The sequence below is a fragment of the Caldalkalibacillus salinus genome, from assembly GCF_016745835.1.
GTDB lineage: Bacteria > Bacillota > Bacilli > Caldalkalibacillales > JCM-10596 > Caldalkalibacillus_A > Caldalkalibacillus_A salinus.
On the sequence record NZ_JAERVL010000001.1, the window covers coordinates 1 to 18,771 of the forward strand.

The following is an 18,771-nucleotide window of genomic DNA, read 5'->3' on the forward strand; positions in this document are numbered from 1 at the left end:
GAAGGATAGCCCTACGGGCTTACACAAAATTCTTGACGGTACCTACAATGTAGTCATGCCTCTTTTTTGTTATACGTAACTTTATTTTGTTTGGTATAATCCATTTCAATAAATAATAATACGGTTGGAAATGGGGACTCTTGAGGAAGTGCATTTTAAACCATTCTTCTTCCTGAAGCTCTCCAAAATCGTTTCTGCTTTAAATACCTGAACACGATTCAAACAGCTAAGGAAATGAGGTATCAATCGAGATGTACCTGCATCTCTTTCATAGCTCTAAAGCCTACAAGTTTTCTCCATTTTACCTCTTTTGTTACCAGATAAATATTTTCTACGTTTTGTAAAATTGTCTGTATCGCGATTTGAGCTTCTAACCTAGCTAAAGTAGAACCCAAACAGAAATGAATGCCCGATCCAAATGCAAGGTGAGGGTTAGGATGTCGTGTAATATCAAAAACATCTGCGTTCGAGAATTGTTTTGGATCTCGATTAGCTGCTCCAATAAGGACGTATACATGATCTCCTTTTTTAATCTGAATCTTGTTAAGCTCAACGTCCGACGATGCTACCCTGGCAACCATTTGCGTAGGACTTTCATATCGTAAGCATTCCTCTATTGATGACTCAATAAGATAAGGATTTTCAATCAACTTATGGTATGCCTTAGGGTTTGTTAGAAAACAATAAAGAGAATTGCTCATTAAATTAACGGTGGTTTCATGTCCAGCAATCACAAGTAATACAGAAGTCGCTAATAGTTCTTCTTCCGTTAGTTTCCAATCTTTTTCCTGTTGGATTAATTCGCTAACGAGGTCATTCTCTGGTGATTGCCGCCTTGTATGAATCAGATCCTTAAAAAAGGATAGCATCTTTAGTGTTGTTTTGTTTCCATCAACAATTGATCGTCTTGACCGTGTTAGATCGATCGATTGGATTAAATTTAGTGCCCATTCCCGAAAAATATTTGTATGATCATCTGGTATCCCCATGATTTTCGCAATCACAAGACTTGCCAAGGGATACGCAAAATCAGAAATGACCTCTATTTTCTTGTTGTTCTTAGTCTCATTCAATAGATCTTTTGCTATTTTTTCTATAAAAGGACGGTATTTTTCGATTCTATGAGGCGTAAAATGATGGCTGACAAGCATTCGTAATCGGGCATGATCTGGTGGATTTTTAAAAAGCATCATATGCTGTTGTATGTCCTTTAAAGCTTCATATTTTTTCGTTGTCTCGGGAAGCGGGATTCGCGTTTGAAAACGATCATCTTTAAGAATGGCTACCGCTTCTTCATAACCAGTGACGTACCAGCCAGGATATTTTAATAAGTTGCCTTTATACACCGGATGAATGGAACGAATTTCTTCATAAAAGGGGTACGGGTTTTGCACGATATCAAGCGTTGATCGGTTCATATGTTGACTAATCATATTCTACCTCCTGCACTTGCTTGGTGTATAGTAAAAGAAAAGCTGTGCTGTTCTTCCGCATCTGTTTGCTTAGTTATTTTCCGGCAGCGATATTCGCTTTCATTTCTTCTACACTCTCAACCTCAAATCCTAAGTCTAAAAGCATCCTATGGTCTTCCGAGTCTTCTTGGCCCGCAGTAGTTAAGTAGTCCCCAACAAAGATAGAGTTTGCTGCATAAAGGCCAAAAGGCTGTAATGAACGTAGGTTTACTTCTCTACCACCGGAAATACGAATTTCCTTTGTCGGGTTAATAAAACGGAAAAGTGCTAATACCTTTAAACAATACAGTGGGTTTAATTCCTTTACACCCTCTAATGGCGTCCCATCGATTGCGTGTAGAAAATTAACAGGAATCGAATCTGCGTCTAACGCCTTTAAGCTATTTGCCATATCAACGACATCTTGCTTGGATTCTTTCATCCCAACGATGACACCTGAGCAAGGAGACATGCCAGAGTTTTTGGCCATCTCTACTGTGTTTACTCGATCGTCATAGGTATGTGTAGTCGTTATATTTGCATGATTTTTTTCAGATGTATTAATGTTATGGTTATATCGGTCAACGCCAGCTTCTTTTAGTCGTGATGCTTGCTCCGGCTTTAATAATCCTAGACAGGCACAGATCTTCATACCATATGTTTCTTTTATTTCTTTCACAGCGTCCACTACATGGTCAATCTCTTTATTTGAAGGGCCACGTCCACTTGCCACAATACAATATGTACCAATATTTAAATCATAGGCCCGTTTCGCGCCCTTTAATAGAGCCTCTTTTTCTACCATTTGATATGTATCAATGGGGGCACTTGAAATAGAGGATTGAGAACAGTAACCGCAGTTCTCAGGGCAAAGACCTGATTTTGCGTTCATGATCATATTTAGCTTTACTTTTTTGCCGAAGTACCTCTTTCTAATTTGAAATGACGCATGCATCAGTAATAGAATATCGTCATCCGGACATTCCAAAATCGAAAGCGCTTCATCATTTGTAATACTACCACCATCTAACACCTTATTTGCTAGGTCCATCCACTGATTCTTTTCGTGATTCATGTCGTTTCCTCCAATTTTTTAATTATGTTGGGTACATCAATATGGTCTTTTATCATTTGTTTGATTGTTACTTTATTTCGTTCCTCAAGCCTCGGGGTGATTCCTAAAATCGGAACGCCACATTGCGCTTCAATCACGTCGGGATTGGTTTGTTCTGCTAAATCAAGATCACTGTATTTGCCATTAATAATAATGCCCACGATCTTGATGCCTACGCTTTGGGCATATTTTACAGTGAGAAATGTATGATTGATTGTACCTAAGTTTGCCCTTGTCACAATAATGGTTGGTAGTTCTAAAGCAGTTATTAAGTCACTGACTAAAAAATCTGGGCCTAGTGGAACCGAAATGCCACCTGCACCTTCCACAAGAAAATATTGATGCTTCTCTTTGATCTGATTCCAGTGATGTAATACATCCTTAAGACTAATAGTTTTTCCTTCCAGCTTCCCAGCAACATAAGGGGCAAGAGGCTCTTTAAATTCAAATGGTGTAATGTCTTCATAGGATAGAGGGGTGTGAGAACCTTCTTTAAGTAAACGCGTATCACTTTCGGGATGTTCACGCGAAATCCCGCTTAAGAGTGGTTTATATACCCCGATATCAACTTGTTTTTCCTTAAGGACAGCGGCAATGCCACTTGTTATCATTGTTTTCCCTACATCTGTGTCTGTTCCAGTAACAAATAATCCCTTCATGATATAATCTCCAACTCCCTTCCAATATCTTTAAAAGACGTAAGTAAATGCTCAACCTGTGAATCATGATGAGCAGCAGTCACAGTGAGACGAATACGACTTTCTCCATTAGGAACAGTTGGAGGGCGGATCGCAGGTGCATAAATACCCTTTTCCTGAAGTTTTTCTGAAAAACGAACCGATGTTTCTGCTTCACCCATAATCACAGGGATAATAGGTGTATGCTGTCCATATACGATGAATCCCATTGCTTCTAGCCTGTTTTTTATTATTTTTATGTTTCTAAGTAAACGCTCTCTTTTATCTTGGTCATTCTCTATCGTATCTAGTGCAGCGTAGGCGGCTGCACAGCTTAGCGGTGGGATAGCGGTTTGGAAAATAAAAGTTCGGGCATGATTTAACAAAAAATCAATCAACATTTTTGAACCCGTTACAAAACCACCTTCAACGCCTACCGCTTTACTTAAAGTTCCAATGACTACATCTGGAGAAACGCCAAAAAACTCGCTCGTTCCTCTTCCGTCTTTCCCTAAAACACCTGTAGCATGGGCATCATCGACAATGACATAAGCATCATATCGTTTAGCCAGTTTCATTATTTGGTCTAATGGTACGATCGTTCCGTCCATACTAAAAACACCATCTGTGACTATAAATCTACGAGTGTAAGTTTGTGTTTCTTTTAATTTTTGCTCTAAACGATTCATATCAGCATGCTGGTAAATGACAGTTTCAGCTTTTGATAGCTTACAACCATCAATGATGCTCGCATGATTAAGCTGGTCGCTTAACAGTACATCCCCTTTTTCTGGCAATGTTGAAAGAACACCGATATTAGCTAAATACCCGCTTGAGAACAAAAGTGCAGCCTCCGTCTTTTTAAATCTAGCAATCCTTTGCTCTAGCTTCTCATGCCATTCTGTATTTCCAGTCGTTAACCTAGATCCACTGCTTCCAAGTCCAAATTCCTGTAACGTCTTTAATGCCTTTTCTATTAGAATGGGATTATGGGCTAATCCTAAATAGTTATTTGATGAGAAAACAACCTGCTCTTTGCCGTTCACTATCCTTTGCGGCTGGGGTGCCGTGCTCAATGTCCTTAATTCACGATACAAGCCAGCTTCTTTCGTCTTTTCAATCCTTTGGGTTAACCATTGATTAAAACGCACTGCGCGTAACCTCATGAATTGCTTGTTTCATTATGTCAACCATCGCTTTAAGATCTTCCATTGTACTTACAAGTGGAGGCATAAAGACAATGACATCTCCCATGGGTCTCGTCAGCATTCCAAGCTCTCTCATTTTTAACGAAACCTTATAGCCCATCCTTGCTTGTAATGAGAAGCTTTCCTTTGTTTCCTTCGATTTGACGAGCTCAATCCCGCACATAAAGCCTAACTGTCTAACATCTCCTACGTGTGGCATATCCTTTAATTCTTCTAATAATGTATGTAGATGTTCCGCTTTTTCACTTACCTGTTCAACTATTTGATCTTGCTCAAACAAACGTAAATTTTCTATAGCAACTGCACAACCTAGTTGATTGCCAGTATAGGAGTGGCCGTGGAAGAATGTCTTTAGTGTTCTGTAATCATCATAAAAAGCTTGATAAATGTCCTCTGTCGTAAAAGTTGCCGCTATGGGTAAATACCCGCCTGTAATGCCTTTTCCAGCAGCCATTAAATCGGGTTGTACGCCTTCATACTCACAAGCAAACATCTTACCTGTACGTCCAAATCCAGTTGCGACTTCATCGACAATCATGAGTACATCATATTTTGTACATAGCTCTCGAACGCCTAACAAAAAGCCTTCTGGCATAACGATCATGCCTGCAGCACCTTGGACCATGGATTCAATTGAAAGTGCCGCAATCGTTTCGTGTTGTTCAATTAATAACTGTTCCAGCTTTTTAAGACAATCATTTTTACAAGTTTCTGGATCTTCACTTTCTGATCGATAAACATAGGGTATAGGAGATTGATAGCTTTCAAACATAAGGGGACCATAGACATGATGGAAAAGCTCGATTGAACCGACACTGACTGCTCCGATCGTATCTCCGTGATAGCCATTTTGCATCGAGATAAACTTTTGTTTTTCTGGCTTTCCGATATTCTTCCAATATTGAAATGCCATTTTTAATGCAATTTCCATCGCTTCCGCACCACTATCAGAATAGAAGACCCTAGTTAAGTTTTCTGGCGTGATTTCTACCAGTTTTTCGGCAAGCTCAGTAGCTGGGATATTTGTCATCCCCAATAATGTGGAGTGGGCGATTTTATCAAGTTGTGATTTGATCGCATCATCTAATTCCTTCTTCCTGTGCCCGTGGACATTAAGCCATACAGACGAAAATCCATCATAATACGTTTGACCATCAATGTCTTTTACTTTGATACCTTCGCCGCTTTCAATGATTAAAGGATTTTCATCATAATCCTTCATTTGTGTAAAGGGTAACCATAAATACTTCTTACTTTTTTCCATCAACTCTTGTGTCATGCTCTTCCTCCCATTGGATTAGAATTGGTTGTTCTTCTAAATAGGATATATAAATATTAAAATCAGATAGCGAATCAACGAAAAAGATACGGCAGCCTTTCTCATCCCCATGATGTTTAAGTTGCGTTATACGTTGATAGCCTATGTTTTTACTAGCGACATAGCCGGTCGTGTAATCTGGGTCATCTGACCAACATAATTCTGCAATGGTTGATTTATGATTACACACCTTAGTAGCAAGGACGAGCGCTTCCTTTAACCTCGGGTTAGTAGAGACTGCTTTTGATTTAGCCCATTTTTCAAAATTATCCCTCTGCCAATCCATTTTAGAGACACGAACCCCTTTATCTATTCTCCCGTCTACGCGCTCCCCCGTATGAATATCAATGAGGATAGCTCCTCTTACAGAATATTCAGGTATTTGTTTATAGGCTTTTGCAATCATGTCTTTAGGGACACCCGCTTTCTCAAGTAGATATCTAGCCAGATCTTGTCCTTCTTCAACTGTCGTTACATCATTTGTTTGGACAGTGAGTGGACTCAGTCGTTTAATAGGTTGATTGATAATTTCACATTGAATCTGAAGAAAATCTGGCTTTCCTCTTGAGTGATTGAGCGCTTTATCCAGTAAAGTATTCACTGACATCCTTAAATCACGATAAGATGAGAGTAATTCACCACCAGAAATATGCTTTCCTCCATTTTCATGCGATGCACTTTCTGAGGCTCGCATTCTGACATTATACAATCTACTTTGATCCATGCCTGTCGTCTCCTAAGCTTAGTTATGATAGTCAAACTTCGTTCAGATAATGGAATGCACAAGATAAGAGAGTCGATAATTACGAGATTTGTAAACCCAATATGTTAATAGGTTAACAATATAAATAGTAAAATTGTTAACCTGAAATGTCAATTGGGTTAACAAAAATAATTCAATAAATATGACTGGTGATTGGGAGCAAACACAACGTCTTAAGTAAAAAATATAAACAAGACCATGACAATATAAATAGTTTTGGATTTGAACCTTGATTCTCGAGCCTCAAGGTTCTTTTTGGTGTAAGTGAATGTCATTATAGGTGAGGGAAGCTTACTTTTTCTTTTGAAACTTAACAAGGCTGTAAAACGTAAACCTAGGGAGAACCTTTTAAAAATAGTAAAAAAGGGCGCGGGGTGGTGGCTGTAGAGTGGAGGTCCTATACGCAAATTGATTCTACATATCTCTACAAAAATCGCCATGATATAATGATAAAAATCATAGTGAAAGGAAGAATGTAACATGCTGATTGCATCAATTATTGTAGGTCTCATCGTTCTTTATCTCATTTTCTCTTATAACAATCTGATCAAGGTAAGAAACAAAGTAAGAGAGTCTCTGCGTGCCATCGATATCTATTTGAATCAACGTTTTGATGTTTTGACCAATATGGCTGAGACTGTAGTGAGTTACGCCACGCATGAAAAGGAAACGCTGACCAAAATCACGGAGCTTCGTAACAGTATACATCAATCAGACGACGAGAAGGTTAGAACGTATAACGAAATTGAAAAGCTCGTAGGAGGGTTAACGGTGCAGGTCGAAAACTATCCGGACCTCAAAGCGAGTGACAACTATATCCAACTACAGAAAACCATGAACGACCTAGAGGAGAAAATCTCAGCTAGTAGGCGGACGTACAATGCGAACACGACGACATTCAACACTATGATTGAGACCATCCCGACAAACCTATTTGCACAGATGATGGGTTTTTCCAAAAAGCCTTTATTAGAGATCGATGAGCATAAAAAGGCAGATATTAATATGAAAGCATTACTTGGGAATAGATAATATGTTTCCAGACTTTGAAGAAGTTCACAGCGCCGTTACGCCGCATTTAGATGAATTAGAGAGTCATAGACAGGATTTGATCGGGCAAATAAAAAAGCATGGATTGGTCACTCTTGGTGTGATCCTGTTCTCCTTGTTACTGATCGCATTTTTACCAGACGCTATCGTCGTTGTGGGGGGCGCCTTTGTTATATATCTCGTTTTTATTGCGTTCAAGCTATATAACCGCTATCAAGCGTTCCGTCTTGAATTCAAAGAAAAGGTCGTCGCTACGTTGTCTAAGCAGATACTAGATTTATCTCAGTTAGAGAATGAAACAGAAGAGTATGAGTATAAGTGCCATTATGACCACAATAGAAGGGTTAGCGATACACATATCTATAATAGCAAGCTATTCCCTGCAAGGATTGATGAGATCAAAGGCGAGGATTTGTTTCAAGGTGTCTTAGGGCTTACGGATTTCCAGTTCTCAGAAATCACCCTCGTCGAAATACGAAAGTCTACCAATGCCAAAGGCCATACGACCCGAAAACGTGTTAAGCTCTTTGATGGCATCTTGTTTGTTGCCGATTTTCATAAAGACTTTGACGGGATCACCACGCTGACCTCGGCCAACTTTGTTAACAATAGTTTTTTAGGTCACTTTAGTCTATTTAGCGATCTTAAAAAAATGGATCTTGAGTCTGCCGAGTTCAACAGAGCCTTCCATGTCCGTTCAACGGATGAAACGAAAGCAAGATATCTGCTTTCTTCTAGCATGATGGAACGTATTCTGCAGTTCAAAGCGCAACACCACCAGAAGATCGAGATTTCTTTTGTAAACTCACGGATGTGTATCGCACTTTCATCCGGTAAAAATTATTTTGAGCCAAGCTTGTTTAATCCTATGGATAAGCAGCAAACAAGATCAATCTATGACGATTTAACTTTTTTCTTCGGCATGATTGAAGAGTTTGATTTAAATACGAGAATATGGAATAAGTAGGTGAGTATCTCTCATTTTTTTGGTGGGGAGTGGATAAAGATGACATCGCCTTGAAGCTTAACATGGCTGTAAAACGTAAACCAAAGGAGACTTACTTAGTTATTTTTAATATGAACCCTACGGTATAATTGAAAGGGGGGACGCATGTAGCGTCCCTCTTTTATATGCTCAGCAATTAACCTTGAGCCACTTTTCTCTCCTGTCTTTCAAATACAGCCTCACTGGAAGCCCGTACTTTCTCTTTGATCTCTTCTAGGTTATCTACGAGTAATTTGCCGTTTCTCTTGACGGCTTTCCCGGCTACAAATACGGAGTCAACATTTTCTGGGCGAGCGCTTTGCACAATAGCCCCTACAGGTTGATCGTTTAGAGGATAGAGATTAGAAGCACCAGGATCAACGAAAATGATATCCGCTTCCTTACCAACCTCAAGTGTGCCAATTTTATGATCTAACCCCAGCGCTTTGGCCCCATTAGGGATGGCGAATTGTAACATGTCATCAGTCGTGATTTGAAGCTCCTGAGGCATCTCGCCACTCTCTAAGATCTGTTGGTTCTGTATCGCGCGTTCCGCTTGCAGGGCGAACTTCATCTGCGAGAACATGTCTCCGGCCGTGGAGACGACAACGTCCACGCCTAGGGTCACTAAGCCGTCATGCTTGTGAACTTTTCCTGTTATAGGATAGCCGTGTCCCATCATCATTTCCACTTCAGGTGTGACAGACACGGAGGCACCTGTTTCAGCAATAAGCTTGTATTCATGGTCCTGTACCGTATTGACATGCACAAGGTTGAGGTCGGGTCCTAATAGGTTGGCGTCATATAATCTTTGGATAGAATGATCATGAGGTCCCCACGTCCCAAAACCGATATGCATAGCGGCGATACAATCTAACTCTCGAGCGAGCTGGATGTCATCGACGGCCGTTTCCCAAGCACTGAATTCAGGTCCTCTAATCCCTAGCGCCATAGTCAGGAGCTGATCATCGGATTGGAAGTATGCCGCTTTGACTCGTCTACTGTCTTCAGGATGCCTGAGCTCACTGTCCCGAGACCAGTACTTGCCGTCACCGGAAGGACCGTGGGCGAAAACACCACGAACATGAGCATCTTGGAGCCCTTTAATACAGGCGTCGGCATGTTCAGGTGTCTCTAGCATCGAGTAGTCTAGTAAAGTGGTCACACCGGCATCAAGGGCTTCTAAAGCGCCCCACAGATTGGCGATATAACTGTCTTCAGGAGTAAGCTGCGCACCGAGGTTGTTATAGTAGAGGCTCTCCAGATAAGTGACGAGCGTCCAGTCCGTCCCGATATGTCGCAGGATAGATTCCCATACGTGTCGATGAGTGTCTACAAAACCGGGCATGACGATTTTGTCTTCTGCATCAATCACGTTGGTGACATCCTGGTCTTGAATATGGGGTTTCATGTCCCGTATGTGTTTCCCTTCAATCAGGATGTCTCTTTTCTGTAGGGTGTGGTTGCCGTTTTTTAAATCTAATACGCGTCCGTTTTTAATTAATGTCTTTTCCATGTACACGCCTCCCCATCAAGTCATCTTGTGTAAAGATTCTGTAAACCCTTACAATGTCAGCATATTGGAGCAGATAATGAGTGTCAACGAATATGATTGGCAGTATTTACATGCCGTTAAAGTCAGGTTGTACACAAGCATAGCTCAGCATGAAACTTTCGACATTGAATGCTCACGATATATAATGGCTAAAATAGTCATAACTACCTACATTGAAAGGGAGTATCCTTATGTCTGAACAACCGATTGTCATTGATGCCATTATTAATGGTGAGAAACATAAAGCACAAGAACAATCTCCACGGGAAAATCCTACTCACCCAGATGAAATTGTAGGATATGCCCCAGTCAATACACGTGAGGAGACGATTCAAGCCATTGATGTTGCTCACGACGTGTTTACGACCTGGAGAGAGTCGGACATGGATGACCGCATCGCACGCATGAGACGGGCCATCGAGAAGCTGAAGGATGAAACACCGAACATCGCTAAACTTCTGTCACGTGAGCATGGAAAACCCCTTTATGATTCAGAAGGAGAAGTCGCGGTTTCTCTCATGTGGATGGAGTATGCATGTAACCACGCCAAAGAAGTTCTTAAGAACGAGGTTGAGGAACGTGAAGACGGTAAAACGATTATCTCCAGGGATGCTATTGGGGTTGTATCGGCTATCACACCTTGGAATTATCCACTGTCACTATCGACGATTAAGATTGCCCCAGCTCTTTTAGCAGGTAATACGATGGTGATAAAGCCCAGTCCGTTGGCCCCGCTTGCGGTAAGTAAAGTGGTGGAAATCATCGCTGACGAGTATCCGCCAGGCGTACTAAACCTCGTGCACGGTGAAAAGGATGTCGGCGTAGAGCTGACCTCCAACCCGAAAGTGGCAAAAATCGCGTTCACTGGTGGTACAGAAACAGCGAAGCATATTATGAAGGCTGCGGCAGACACGATTAAACAAATGACATTAGAATTAGGGGGGAACGATGCAGCGATCATCTTAAAAGATTTTGATGTGAATGACGATAAAGCGATGCGTCGGATCGTCATCTCCAATTTTCTAACGGCAGGGCAAATCTGCATGATTGCCAAAAGAGTCTACGTGCATGAGTCTATTTATGAATCCTTCGTGGAGAAATATATTGAAGCGGCCAATAAATGGATTAAAGTGGGCGATCCTTTTGACGAACGTGTGACCGTCGGAACGGTTAATAACAAAAAACAAATTGAATTCGTCCAAAACTTAGTGGATGATGCGGAAAGTAAAGGGGCCAAGGTGATTAAATTAGGAGAGATTTTAGACCAAGATCTCTTCGAACAAGGTTACTTTATGCAGCCTACCGTCGTCCTAGGGGCCGACTATAGGGACCCGATTGTGGTAGAAGAACAATTCGGTCCAACCGTTCCTATTCTGCCATTCAAGGATGATGAACATGCCATCGAGTTGGCTAACGACAGTATTTACGGATTAACGAGCTCTGTTTGGGGAGATGAAGCACACGCGATAGAAGTGGCAAAACATATACAAGCTGGAACGACAATGATCAACACGGCTGCTGTTCAAGGCTTAGACGTCCGTTATCCATTCGGAGGGGTGAAACAGTCTGGTGTGGGACGTGAGTATGGCAATGAAGGCTTACTGGCCTATACGGATACACATGTCATTAATATTCCTAATGATCCTGACTTGCCTTATATCCCAGAATAACAACAACCGCAATGTTTCACACTCCCGCATATGATCACTCCCTGTATATCATGCAGGGAGTTTTCTTTTACATGTGATCAAAATGAAGTGATTCGTACTCACTAATAAAGTGATTCCTACTGACAAGCAGCGCTTCTCCATGTATCCTATATAATGAAGGAGCGTATGAATCATGACGAAAACGACAACATTTCAACCGATTACCCCTTCCCATGACCCTTGGGAGGCCTATCAAGACATAAAAATGTATGGAGAAAACCGCCTGACGAACGTAGAATTAACGACGACCACCCTATGTAATATGCGCTGTGAGCATTGTGCTGTCGGTTATACCCTGCAATCGAAGGACCCTGATCCTTTGCCTTTATCTCTGATCCTTAAAAGGCTGGATGAAGTAGAGGACCTGAAGACGTTAAGTATCACGGGCGGAGAACCCATGCTGTCCATGAAGTCAGTAAAAGCGTATGTGGTTCCACTGCTTCGTTATGCTCACGAACGAGGGGTACGAACACAGATTAACTCAAACCTGACCCTACCGTTAAAACGCTATGAGATGATAACACCTTACCTCGATGTCCTACATATATCTCATAATTATGGCAGTGTGGAGGATTTCGTAGAGATAGGGTTTGCCATGATGGATACGCAACCCACGCGGGCACAAAGAGAGGCATACTTTTATCAAATGGTTGAGAACAGCCAAGCGCTTACAGCTGAAGGGGTTATCGTCTCAGCGGAAACGATGATCAATAAGCGAACGTTGCCCCACTTAGAACGCATCCATGATCAGATAGTGGAGATGGGGTGTCAGCGGCATGAGGTGCATCCTATGTATCCAAGTGATTTTGCTAGTGCATTGGAGGTGGCGAGTCTCCCAGATATCCGTTCAGGCATTCATCGCCTCCTAGACCATAAGCGGGAGGATATATGGATGTTATTTGGCACGTTACCTTTCTATGCGTGTAATCAGAACGAGGAAGATTTAGCCTTACTCCAACGACTGAATCAAACCGAAAATGTAACGGTGCGTAATGATCCTGACGGACGTTCGAGAGTGAATATGAATATCTTTGACGGTACGATTAATGTGACGGACTTTGCAGACGCGCCTCCACTAGGGAACATCCAAGACACACCACTCCAAAAGGCGTATACCACGTGGCGTGAGAGTGAGTTGAATCGTTCTATTGACTGTCATTGTTCACAGGTGAACTGCCTAGGGCCTAACCTATTGGTCAAAGAGGCCTATTATAAAGATGTTGATTTTAGACAACGTCAAGCACAGATTGCATTTGATCGTTAAGATATAGATATGGTCAATACGTTTTGGTCCGGCAGGTCGTATGTCAAGTAAAAGTATGGAAACAAACGTCCTTTCGAAGAAAAGACAGCACAGAGAGCACCTTATGTTGTTCTCTCGTGTTGTTTTTTTTAATCCATACTAACTTTAAAAAATTGGAAGTTTTTCATGGGCTAAGTGTGAGGTGTGACTCATAGATATCTAAGGAAGGAGGTGATCGTCATGAAAATATGGGTGGCTGTTTTAGCCGTTTTAGGTGGTATCGCAGGTCTGATAAGTGGTTTCTTTGTCTCGGTGAGTGGCGAAGTCTTTGGAGAGGAGGCAATGAGTAGCAGCGGGACCAGTGTTTTTTGGTTATCTGTTCTCTCTATTTTCTTAGGATTTTTGGCGTGGAAATTTAAGAAAACAGCAGGAACAGGCCTTATACTCATTTCCCTTTACGGATTCTATGCTAACGGGCTCTTTTTCACGCTTGCTTTCATATTCCTCCTTATCGCTGGCATCCTTTCGTTTAATATTAAGACTGACACCGCAGGAGCCAGTGAACCTCATGCTCAAGTGGTTGAGCAAGGAGAAAAGCAGTAGGGATAAACAGTAGGGAAGTGGACAGAACAGGATGTAAAAGCAGACTCGTCGCTAATGTGAGTCTGCTTTTTGCGCTTTCACGGCCCTGTGTACATTTTGTTCATGCTGACATGCCGAATCAGCCTCAAGCCTCTATGGGGTGTCAACGCCAACAGAGTGATTAGAGCACCTCGTTATTTATATATACAAAAGTCTATCGCGATGAGTATAATATAGGTAAATACTTTTAACAGATGTGTCTCCTAAGGGAATCTTAAGGGGATATCGTTGGACATCTATCTCTAAAGAACACCCATTAAATATCATCTACGTTTTGAGCGCTCACATAAATGTTGTTGGCGCTCTTTTTTTGTAAGCACAATTTAAAACGTCATTGAACGAGCTTAAGAAAGGAGGTGTAGATGCATGATCAAGTAAAAGAAGTGGATTGATGTATCGTTGGGTAAAAAGTGTTTTGAAGACATTTTACAATAATTCATTGAAAAAGGAGTGTAAGTGATGGAAGCCAATGTCTTGACAGTGCCAAGTTTTAATATTGTTGGATTAAAAATTGAAGCCAATTTAAAAGAAATAGATGAAGAGGGCCTAGGAAAAGAAACATATAGTCACCTGTTGTCTCGGTCAGATGAATTCGGGTCTAATAAAAGTGAGCATGTCATCCTATTGCAGGAATACCCAATGAAGCCTGACTTTAATCCGTTGGTTGATGCTTTTACTCAAATCATAGGTTATCAAGTAGAGGACGTCCAAGGGGTGCCAACGGGTATGGTTCATCGCCATATTCCTGAAAGAAAGTATGTCACGGTCACTCATAAAGGGATGGAGTCGGAACTCGAGAAAACGTATGACTATCTATATACACAATGGTTTCGAGAGACAGGGCATGTCCCTGCTGGCTATGACTTTGAAATATGGGACGAGAGATACCAGCCGGAGAAACCCACTAATGAGATTGACGTGTATGTGGCGATCAAATAAAATATCCCTAGTAGGGCATAGTCCTTACTAGGGATCATTTATTTAGATCATTTTGCTTTTGGAGAAATACTTCCCTATCGTTAGTCTTTAATCAATCCGATTGGTCACCTTCTTCATACTATCTAAATTGAGTTGTCGTCCGTGTACATCTGTAGAACGGTCATTGTGGACGGTACCGTAAACATTGTTCACATAGTACCCTGTCGTTTTAGCAATTTCAATGATGCTATGTGGCCACGTTCCCGCCCAAGCATACCCGGTTCTTCTTTCTTCTTCAATCTCACTAATGTCATACTTGATCACCCCGTCTCTTCCAGAGAAGATAGGGTTGTTTGTCCCAATTTCATAAAAGCGATACCATACGGTTGACCCTGGATGGTGTATGAAGTAGGGTTCAACACGGTTATCGAAACGTGTATCATCAATACGGACGCTATCGAAGTACTGAATGGCACTCTCCACAGCACGTTGAATGTCTTCTGTTTGGTCTGGTCTGGCCATAAGCCAGCGGATGACCGGAATAGACTCATCTGCACTGATAGACGGGTGCTCATAACTTCTCCCGTGTCTAGGTTCATAAGTGACCGGATCATGCTGTTGACCCCACCCCGTCAAAACACCATCAACTTCAATTTGGGCTGTTAAAATGTAATCTAAAGCTAAATCCACCGCTTCTTCTAATTCGGTAATGAAAGCATCACTGATGAGGTCAGTACTTTGAAAGGCTCCTTCTCGTTGAATGACTTCATCGTAGAACTCTAAAACGTTCGTCATAGCCGCATCATTAAACGTGACATAATCGGAGTAACCTCCACGACTCGGATAGACTTGGGCAAACCCACCAGTAGGGTATTGTAGCTTGTCGATAAATTCAAATCCTTTTTCAACACTTTCTTTGAAACGAGGGTCGCCTGTCATCACGTATGCTTCGGCCACTGTGCGTATTTCATTAATCGTAGCATCGTTGTCAATTGTTCCTAATTCTTGGCCATTATGAACCCACTCTGAACGAGGCTCTTCCCCATCCCATGGTCGTGTATAGATATGAGGGAAGTTCTTCGTCCAACCCCCATGCTCTAGTTGCCAGGTTAAAAGGTTCTCTGCTGCATCGACGGTACTTTGGTCATATTCAATCTCTGTTTTTTCCTCTTCTACCCCGTACTGAGCATTGTCATCCAACATCTCAGCAATGTCATATACGATTACCGTCAGCCCTAGTCTATTCACACCGATGCTGGCTTCCTTTATGGTAAAATCTCTTAATCCGGGGTTTAATCTGTTCCATGGTCCTGAGGCAAACGTCACCCTGATATCTTGAGGAGAGACATCTTCAAAATAACTGTTTAACGTCACCGCAATCGTCTGTGGACCAAGGGCATCTACGCTGGCAATACTCACCGAGTCCGTTTCCTGCTGTAAGAAAGCGGATAGGTCAGAAGCTTCTTCGTGCGTTAACGGCTTGTTTGGTCTATCGGTTGTTTTAAAATAATCTTTTGCTTCATCTATGGCGTTCAAATCTAGAACGTCCTTTAAAATCAGCGCTGCTTCTTCCATCGTCACAGATTTCTCGGGTTGGATCTGTTCACGGTCAAGCTGTGAGAGATAACCCGCTTGGTGGGCTGCTTGGATCACAAACGAGTACCATGCGTCTTCAGGAATGTTCCACTCTGATAGAAAAGGTTTTTCACTGACACCCTGATACGCCCCATCATTTGTAAAGTCGAAAAGACGGTTAATCAAGGCAAAAAACTCAATTCTTTTAATCGGTTCGTGAGGGTTAAAAGAAACCGATTCTAAGATAAATCCTTCCTCTTGCCATTTCTGAAACAGGGGTTCCTGTAACCGGTCGGAGATATCAGTGACATCATACTCGGCTACACCATCATCTTCTTCCACGATGCCTTCAATCACTTGAAGATGATCCAGATTCGGTCCTCCCTCAGGACCCACGCCAGTAAATCTCACAGTGTTGGTCCCTTCATCTAGATGAGCGACAGTAGAGGCAGAGTCCCACTGGTTCCATGCGCCTGTGGGGAGGAATGCTAAGTCCTCTTCGACTACCTCACCATTCACGCTAATGTCTCCCGGGCGATTAGCACCTCCTCCGTGTGCATAGCGAATGACCAGTGTATACATGCCCTCATTTTCAATGGTCACGTCCCATTCTGCAAAGCCTCCGGGCACATTCGGCGTAAATTGAATGTAGTGGTCACCGATAAAGCCCTGATGGTCATTGTTTAAAATGTAACCCTCGCCCCATGCCTCATCTGCGTGATAAATTCCATCCTCCGCACTGACAGTGACAGCGAACAGAATAGCAAACATGACAAAGATGGTCGTGGTTAAGGTGTGACGTTTTATTGTTGATCCCATGCAAATCCCCTCCCTGTATCGTTTTCAATTTAACTGTATCAAGAGGCGTTTTACATTTGTTGCCACATTGGAGGAAAGCGTTTACAATTTTTGAGATAATGTATTCTGTTTGCGGTAGGTAGAAGGGGACATCCCTTCACATTTCCTAAACACACGGCTGAAGTGGACATTGTTTTTAAACCCCACTAGTCTAGCGATGTCCGTCATTTTTGCGTTCGTTTCCATTAACAAACGCTGGGCCTGATGAATGCGCACCGTATTGATATAAGCCACAATATTACAACCGGTGACCTGTCTGAACAAACGACTGATATACTGTTCATTGAGATGAAAGTGTTGGGACAGATGTGAGAGCGAGAGATTTTGACTATAGTATTCATTAATATACTGTATGATCTCAGCAATCATGGCCGAGCGATGGGGAAAGGATACATTAAATGGGGAGGAACCCGTGCTTGGATGACCGTTTTGCTGCTCTAATATACGCTGACATTCAACAAGGAGTTGTACAAGTAACGAGCGAATGTAAACTTGGACATAAGCGTCATGCACCACATACTCTTCTTTTAACCTTTCCATGATTTGAGTAATGAGCGCTCGTCGCTTGGCGGGGATGTAAAAAATGTTCGGTCCCGACTCAAACAATGGATACAGGAGAGATTGATCCTCGTCTTGCAATAGTGACTCACGGAAATTGATCACAATCCTCTTATGTCTGGGCGTATCCTTCGTGACGGTTTTGTGTACCACGTTCTTGTTAATTAACACCATATGGTTGGCATGTACCGTATATTGCTTGCCATCGATGAGGTACAGTCGCTTGCCTTCTAATAGATAATACATTTCATAATCATCATGAAGGTGAAACCGTTGCATACCTACTTTAGAAGCATCGTGGGTATTGTAATGAATATAGAAGGAACGGCTCCTTTGAGAAATATCCACTTGTTGTAGCATCCAGCATACCTCCTCACTTATGACACTCGTTTGTTTAATGCAGTAATGAAATACTACGGTAAAGATGTTGGAAAACCCTTCTTAAATAAAACAAACCGAGAAGAAAAAGAGTGGTTTCATAGGATGCATCAAGCTGTATATATTTTTTTGATCGAACGTTCTTTCGCTGACAGCACTCTGACCTATGTGTCTGTTAAACTGAATCTAAGAAGATCTTAGTCGGATTCATTTATTTGACGGTGTGTAAAGTTATCGGCATAGGCTGGGACATATTTTAAATGCTATTATTAAAGAGGCGTAATAAGTTCTAGTCGTACATACATAATAGGACTATTTAAACATCCAGTTATTTTTATAGTTGGTCTACAATCTTTTTGGAAGAGTAAGGTGATTATATGTCAAAGTGTCCATTTTGTAATTTAAAAGCTGAACAAAAGGTGATTGAAAATGACCTTGCCATAGGTTTTTATGATTTATATCCAGTCCAGAAAGGTCATTTGCTGATCATCCCCAAGCGACATGTTGCCACATATTTTGAAGCTACAGAAGAAGAAGTCAAGGCGATCCATCAATTGTTACACAAAGGCAAAGAATTAATTGATCAAGAGTATGATCCTGATGGATACAACATCGGTGTTAACATAGGTGAGTATGGAGGTCAAACAGTCATGCATCTTCATGTTCACCTTATTCCAAGGTATAAAGGTGATATAGGAGATCCTAGAGGAGGTATTCGCAAAGCGATCCCTAATCTAGTCCAATATCCTTAAGTTTGTTCGAATATATC

General features: G+C 41.7%; 16 protein-coding genes. 7 read left to right on the forward strand and 9 right to left on the reverse strand.

Going from position 1 to position 18,771, the window contains the following annotated elements; genetic code table 11:
• Positions 1 to 242: 242 nt before the first annotated feature.
• The 6 genes from JKM87_RS00005 to bioW all read right to left on the reverse strand — a co-directional run bounded on the left by JKM87_RS00005 (position 243) and on the right by bioW (position 6,492).
• Positions 243 to 1,433 (reverse strand): cytochrome P450, encoded by a 1,191-nt coding sequence (locus JKM87_RS00005; protein WP_202076491.1) that lies wholly within the window; start codon positions 1,431 to 1,433, stop codon positions 243 to 245.
• A 73-nt stretch (positions 1,434 to 1,506) separates the two neighbouring features.
• Positions 1,507 to 2,526, reverse strand: coding sequence for a biotin synthase BioB (gene bioB / locus JKM87_RS00010; RefSeq protein WP_202076493.1), 1,020 nt, complete (start codon positions 2,524 to 2,526; stop codon positions 1,507 to 1,509).
• A complete protein-coding gene (bioD, locus tag JKM87_RS00015) occupies positions 2,523 to 3,224 on the reverse strand; it encodes a dethiobiotin synthase (protein ID WP_202076495.1) in 702 nt (233 codons plus the stop codon). Before bioD ends, bioB begins: the two co-directional genes overlap by 4 nt.
• On the reverse strand, positions 3,221 to 4,393 hold the full coding sequence (gene bioF / locus JKM87_RS00020) for an 8-amino-7-oxononanoate synthase (protein ID WP_202076496.1): 1,173 nt from the start codon (positions 4,391 to 4,393) through the stop codon (positions 3,221 to 3,223). The genes bioD and bioF overlap by 4 nt, the downstream gene beginning before the upstream one ends.
• Positions 4,383 to 5,729, reverse strand: a complete 1,347-nt coding sequence (bioA, locus tag JKM87_RS00025) for an adenosylmethionine--8-amino-7-oxononanoate transaminase (RefSeq protein ID WP_202076499.1) — start codon at positions 5,727 to 5,729, stop codon at positions 4,383 to 4,385. Before bioA ends, bioF begins: the two co-directional genes overlap by 11 nt.
• Positions 5,701 to 6,492, reverse strand: a complete 792-nt coding sequence (gene bioW, locus JKM87_RS00030; RefSeq protein WP_202076504.1) for a 6-carboxyhexanoate--CoA ligase — start codon at positions 6,490 to 6,492, stop codon at positions 5,701 to 5,703. Before bioW ends, bioA begins: the two co-directional genes overlap by 29 nt.
• Before the next feature lie 519 nt (positions 6,493 to 7,011).
• Here bioW and JKM87_RS00035 point away from each other — a divergent pair.
• Positions 7,012 to 7,563 (forward strand): LemA family protein, encoded by a 552-nt coding sequence (locus tag JKM87_RS00035; RefSeq protein WP_202076505.1) that lies wholly within the window; start codon positions 7,012 to 7,014, stop codon positions 7,561 to 7,563.
• The gene (locus JKM87_RS00040) at positions 7,550 to 8,548 is read left to right on the forward strand and encodes a DUF3137 domain-containing protein (protein ID WP_202076507.1); all 999 of its coding nucleotides are present in this window, start codon (positions 7,550 to 7,552) and stop codon (positions 8,546 to 8,548) included. The genes JKM87_RS00035 and JKM87_RS00040 overlap by 14 nt, the downstream gene beginning before the upstream one ends.
• 175 nt (positions 8,549 to 8,723) lie before the next feature.
• On the opposite strand, the gene JKM87_RS00045 is transcribed toward JKM87_RS00040, so the two are convergent.
• The gene (locus tag JKM87_RS00045) at positions 8,724 to 10,082 is read right to left on the reverse strand and encodes an amidohydrolase family protein (protein WP_202076508.1); all 1,359 of its coding nucleotides are present in this window, start codon (positions 10,080 to 10,082) and stop codon (positions 8,724 to 8,726) included.
• Positions 10,083 to 10,312: 230 nt separating this feature from the next.
• On the opposite strand from JKM87_RS00045, the gene JKM87_RS00050 reads away from it, so the two are divergent.
• The 4 genes from JKM87_RS00050 to JKM87_RS00065 all read left to right on the forward strand — a co-directional run bounded on the left by JKM87_RS00050 (position 10,313) and on the right by JKM87_RS00065 (position 14,654).
• Positions 10,313 to 11,791, forward strand: a complete 1,479-nt coding sequence (locus tag JKM87_RS00050; protein WP_202076509.1) for an aldehyde dehydrogenase family protein — start codon at positions 10,313 to 10,315, stop codon at positions 11,789 to 11,791.
• 172 nt (positions 11,792 to 11,963) lie between these two features.
• Positions 11,964 to 13,094: a radical SAM/CxCxxxxC motif protein YfkAB gene (gene yfkAB, locus JKM87_RS00055; protein WP_202076510.1), complete on the forward strand. Its 1,131-nt coding sequence runs from the start codon at positions 11,964 to 11,966 to the stop codon at positions 13,092 to 13,094.
• Positions 13,095 to 13,313: 219 nt separating this feature from the next.
• Positions 13,314 to 13,676 (forward strand): hypothetical protein, encoded by a 363-nt coding sequence (locus tag JKM87_RS00060; protein ID WP_202076511.1) that lies wholly within the window; start codon positions 13,314 to 13,316, stop codon positions 13,674 to 13,676.
• A 498-nt stretch (positions 13,677 to 14,174) separates the two neighbouring features.
• On the forward strand, positions 14,175 to 14,654 hold the full coding sequence (locus JKM87_RS00065; RefSeq protein ID WP_202076514.1) for a GyrI-like domain-containing protein: 480 nt from the start codon (positions 14,175 to 14,177) through the stop codon (positions 14,652 to 14,654).
• 87 nt (positions 14,655 to 14,741) lie between these two features.
• Here the strand turns inward: JKM87_RS00065 and pelA are convergent, their stop codons facing one another.
• Both pelA and JKM87_RS00075 read right to left on the reverse strand, forming a co-directional pair.
• Positions 14,742 to 17,027, reverse strand: coding sequence for a pectate lyase (gene pelA / locus JKM87_RS00070; RefSeq protein WP_202076524.1), 2,286 nt, complete (start codon positions 17,025 to 17,027; stop codon positions 14,742 to 14,744).
• Positions 17,028 to 17,108: 81 nt separating this feature from the next.
• A complete protein-coding gene (locus tag JKM87_RS00075) occupies positions 17,109 to 17,984 on the reverse strand; it encodes a helix-turn-helix domain-containing protein (protein ID WP_202076526.1) in 876 nt (291 codons plus the stop codon).
• Positions 17,985 to 18,379: 395 nt separating this feature from the next.
• Here JKM87_RS00075 and JKM87_RS00080 point away from each other — a divergent pair, with 395 nt between their 5' ends.
• Positions 18,380 to 18,754: an HIT family protein gene (locus JKM87_RS00080; protein WP_202076528.1), complete on the forward strand. Its 375-nt coding sequence runs from the start codon at positions 18,380 to 18,382 to the stop codon at positions 18,752 to 18,754.
• The last annotated feature ends 17 nt before the right edge of the window (positions 18,755 to 18,771 follow it).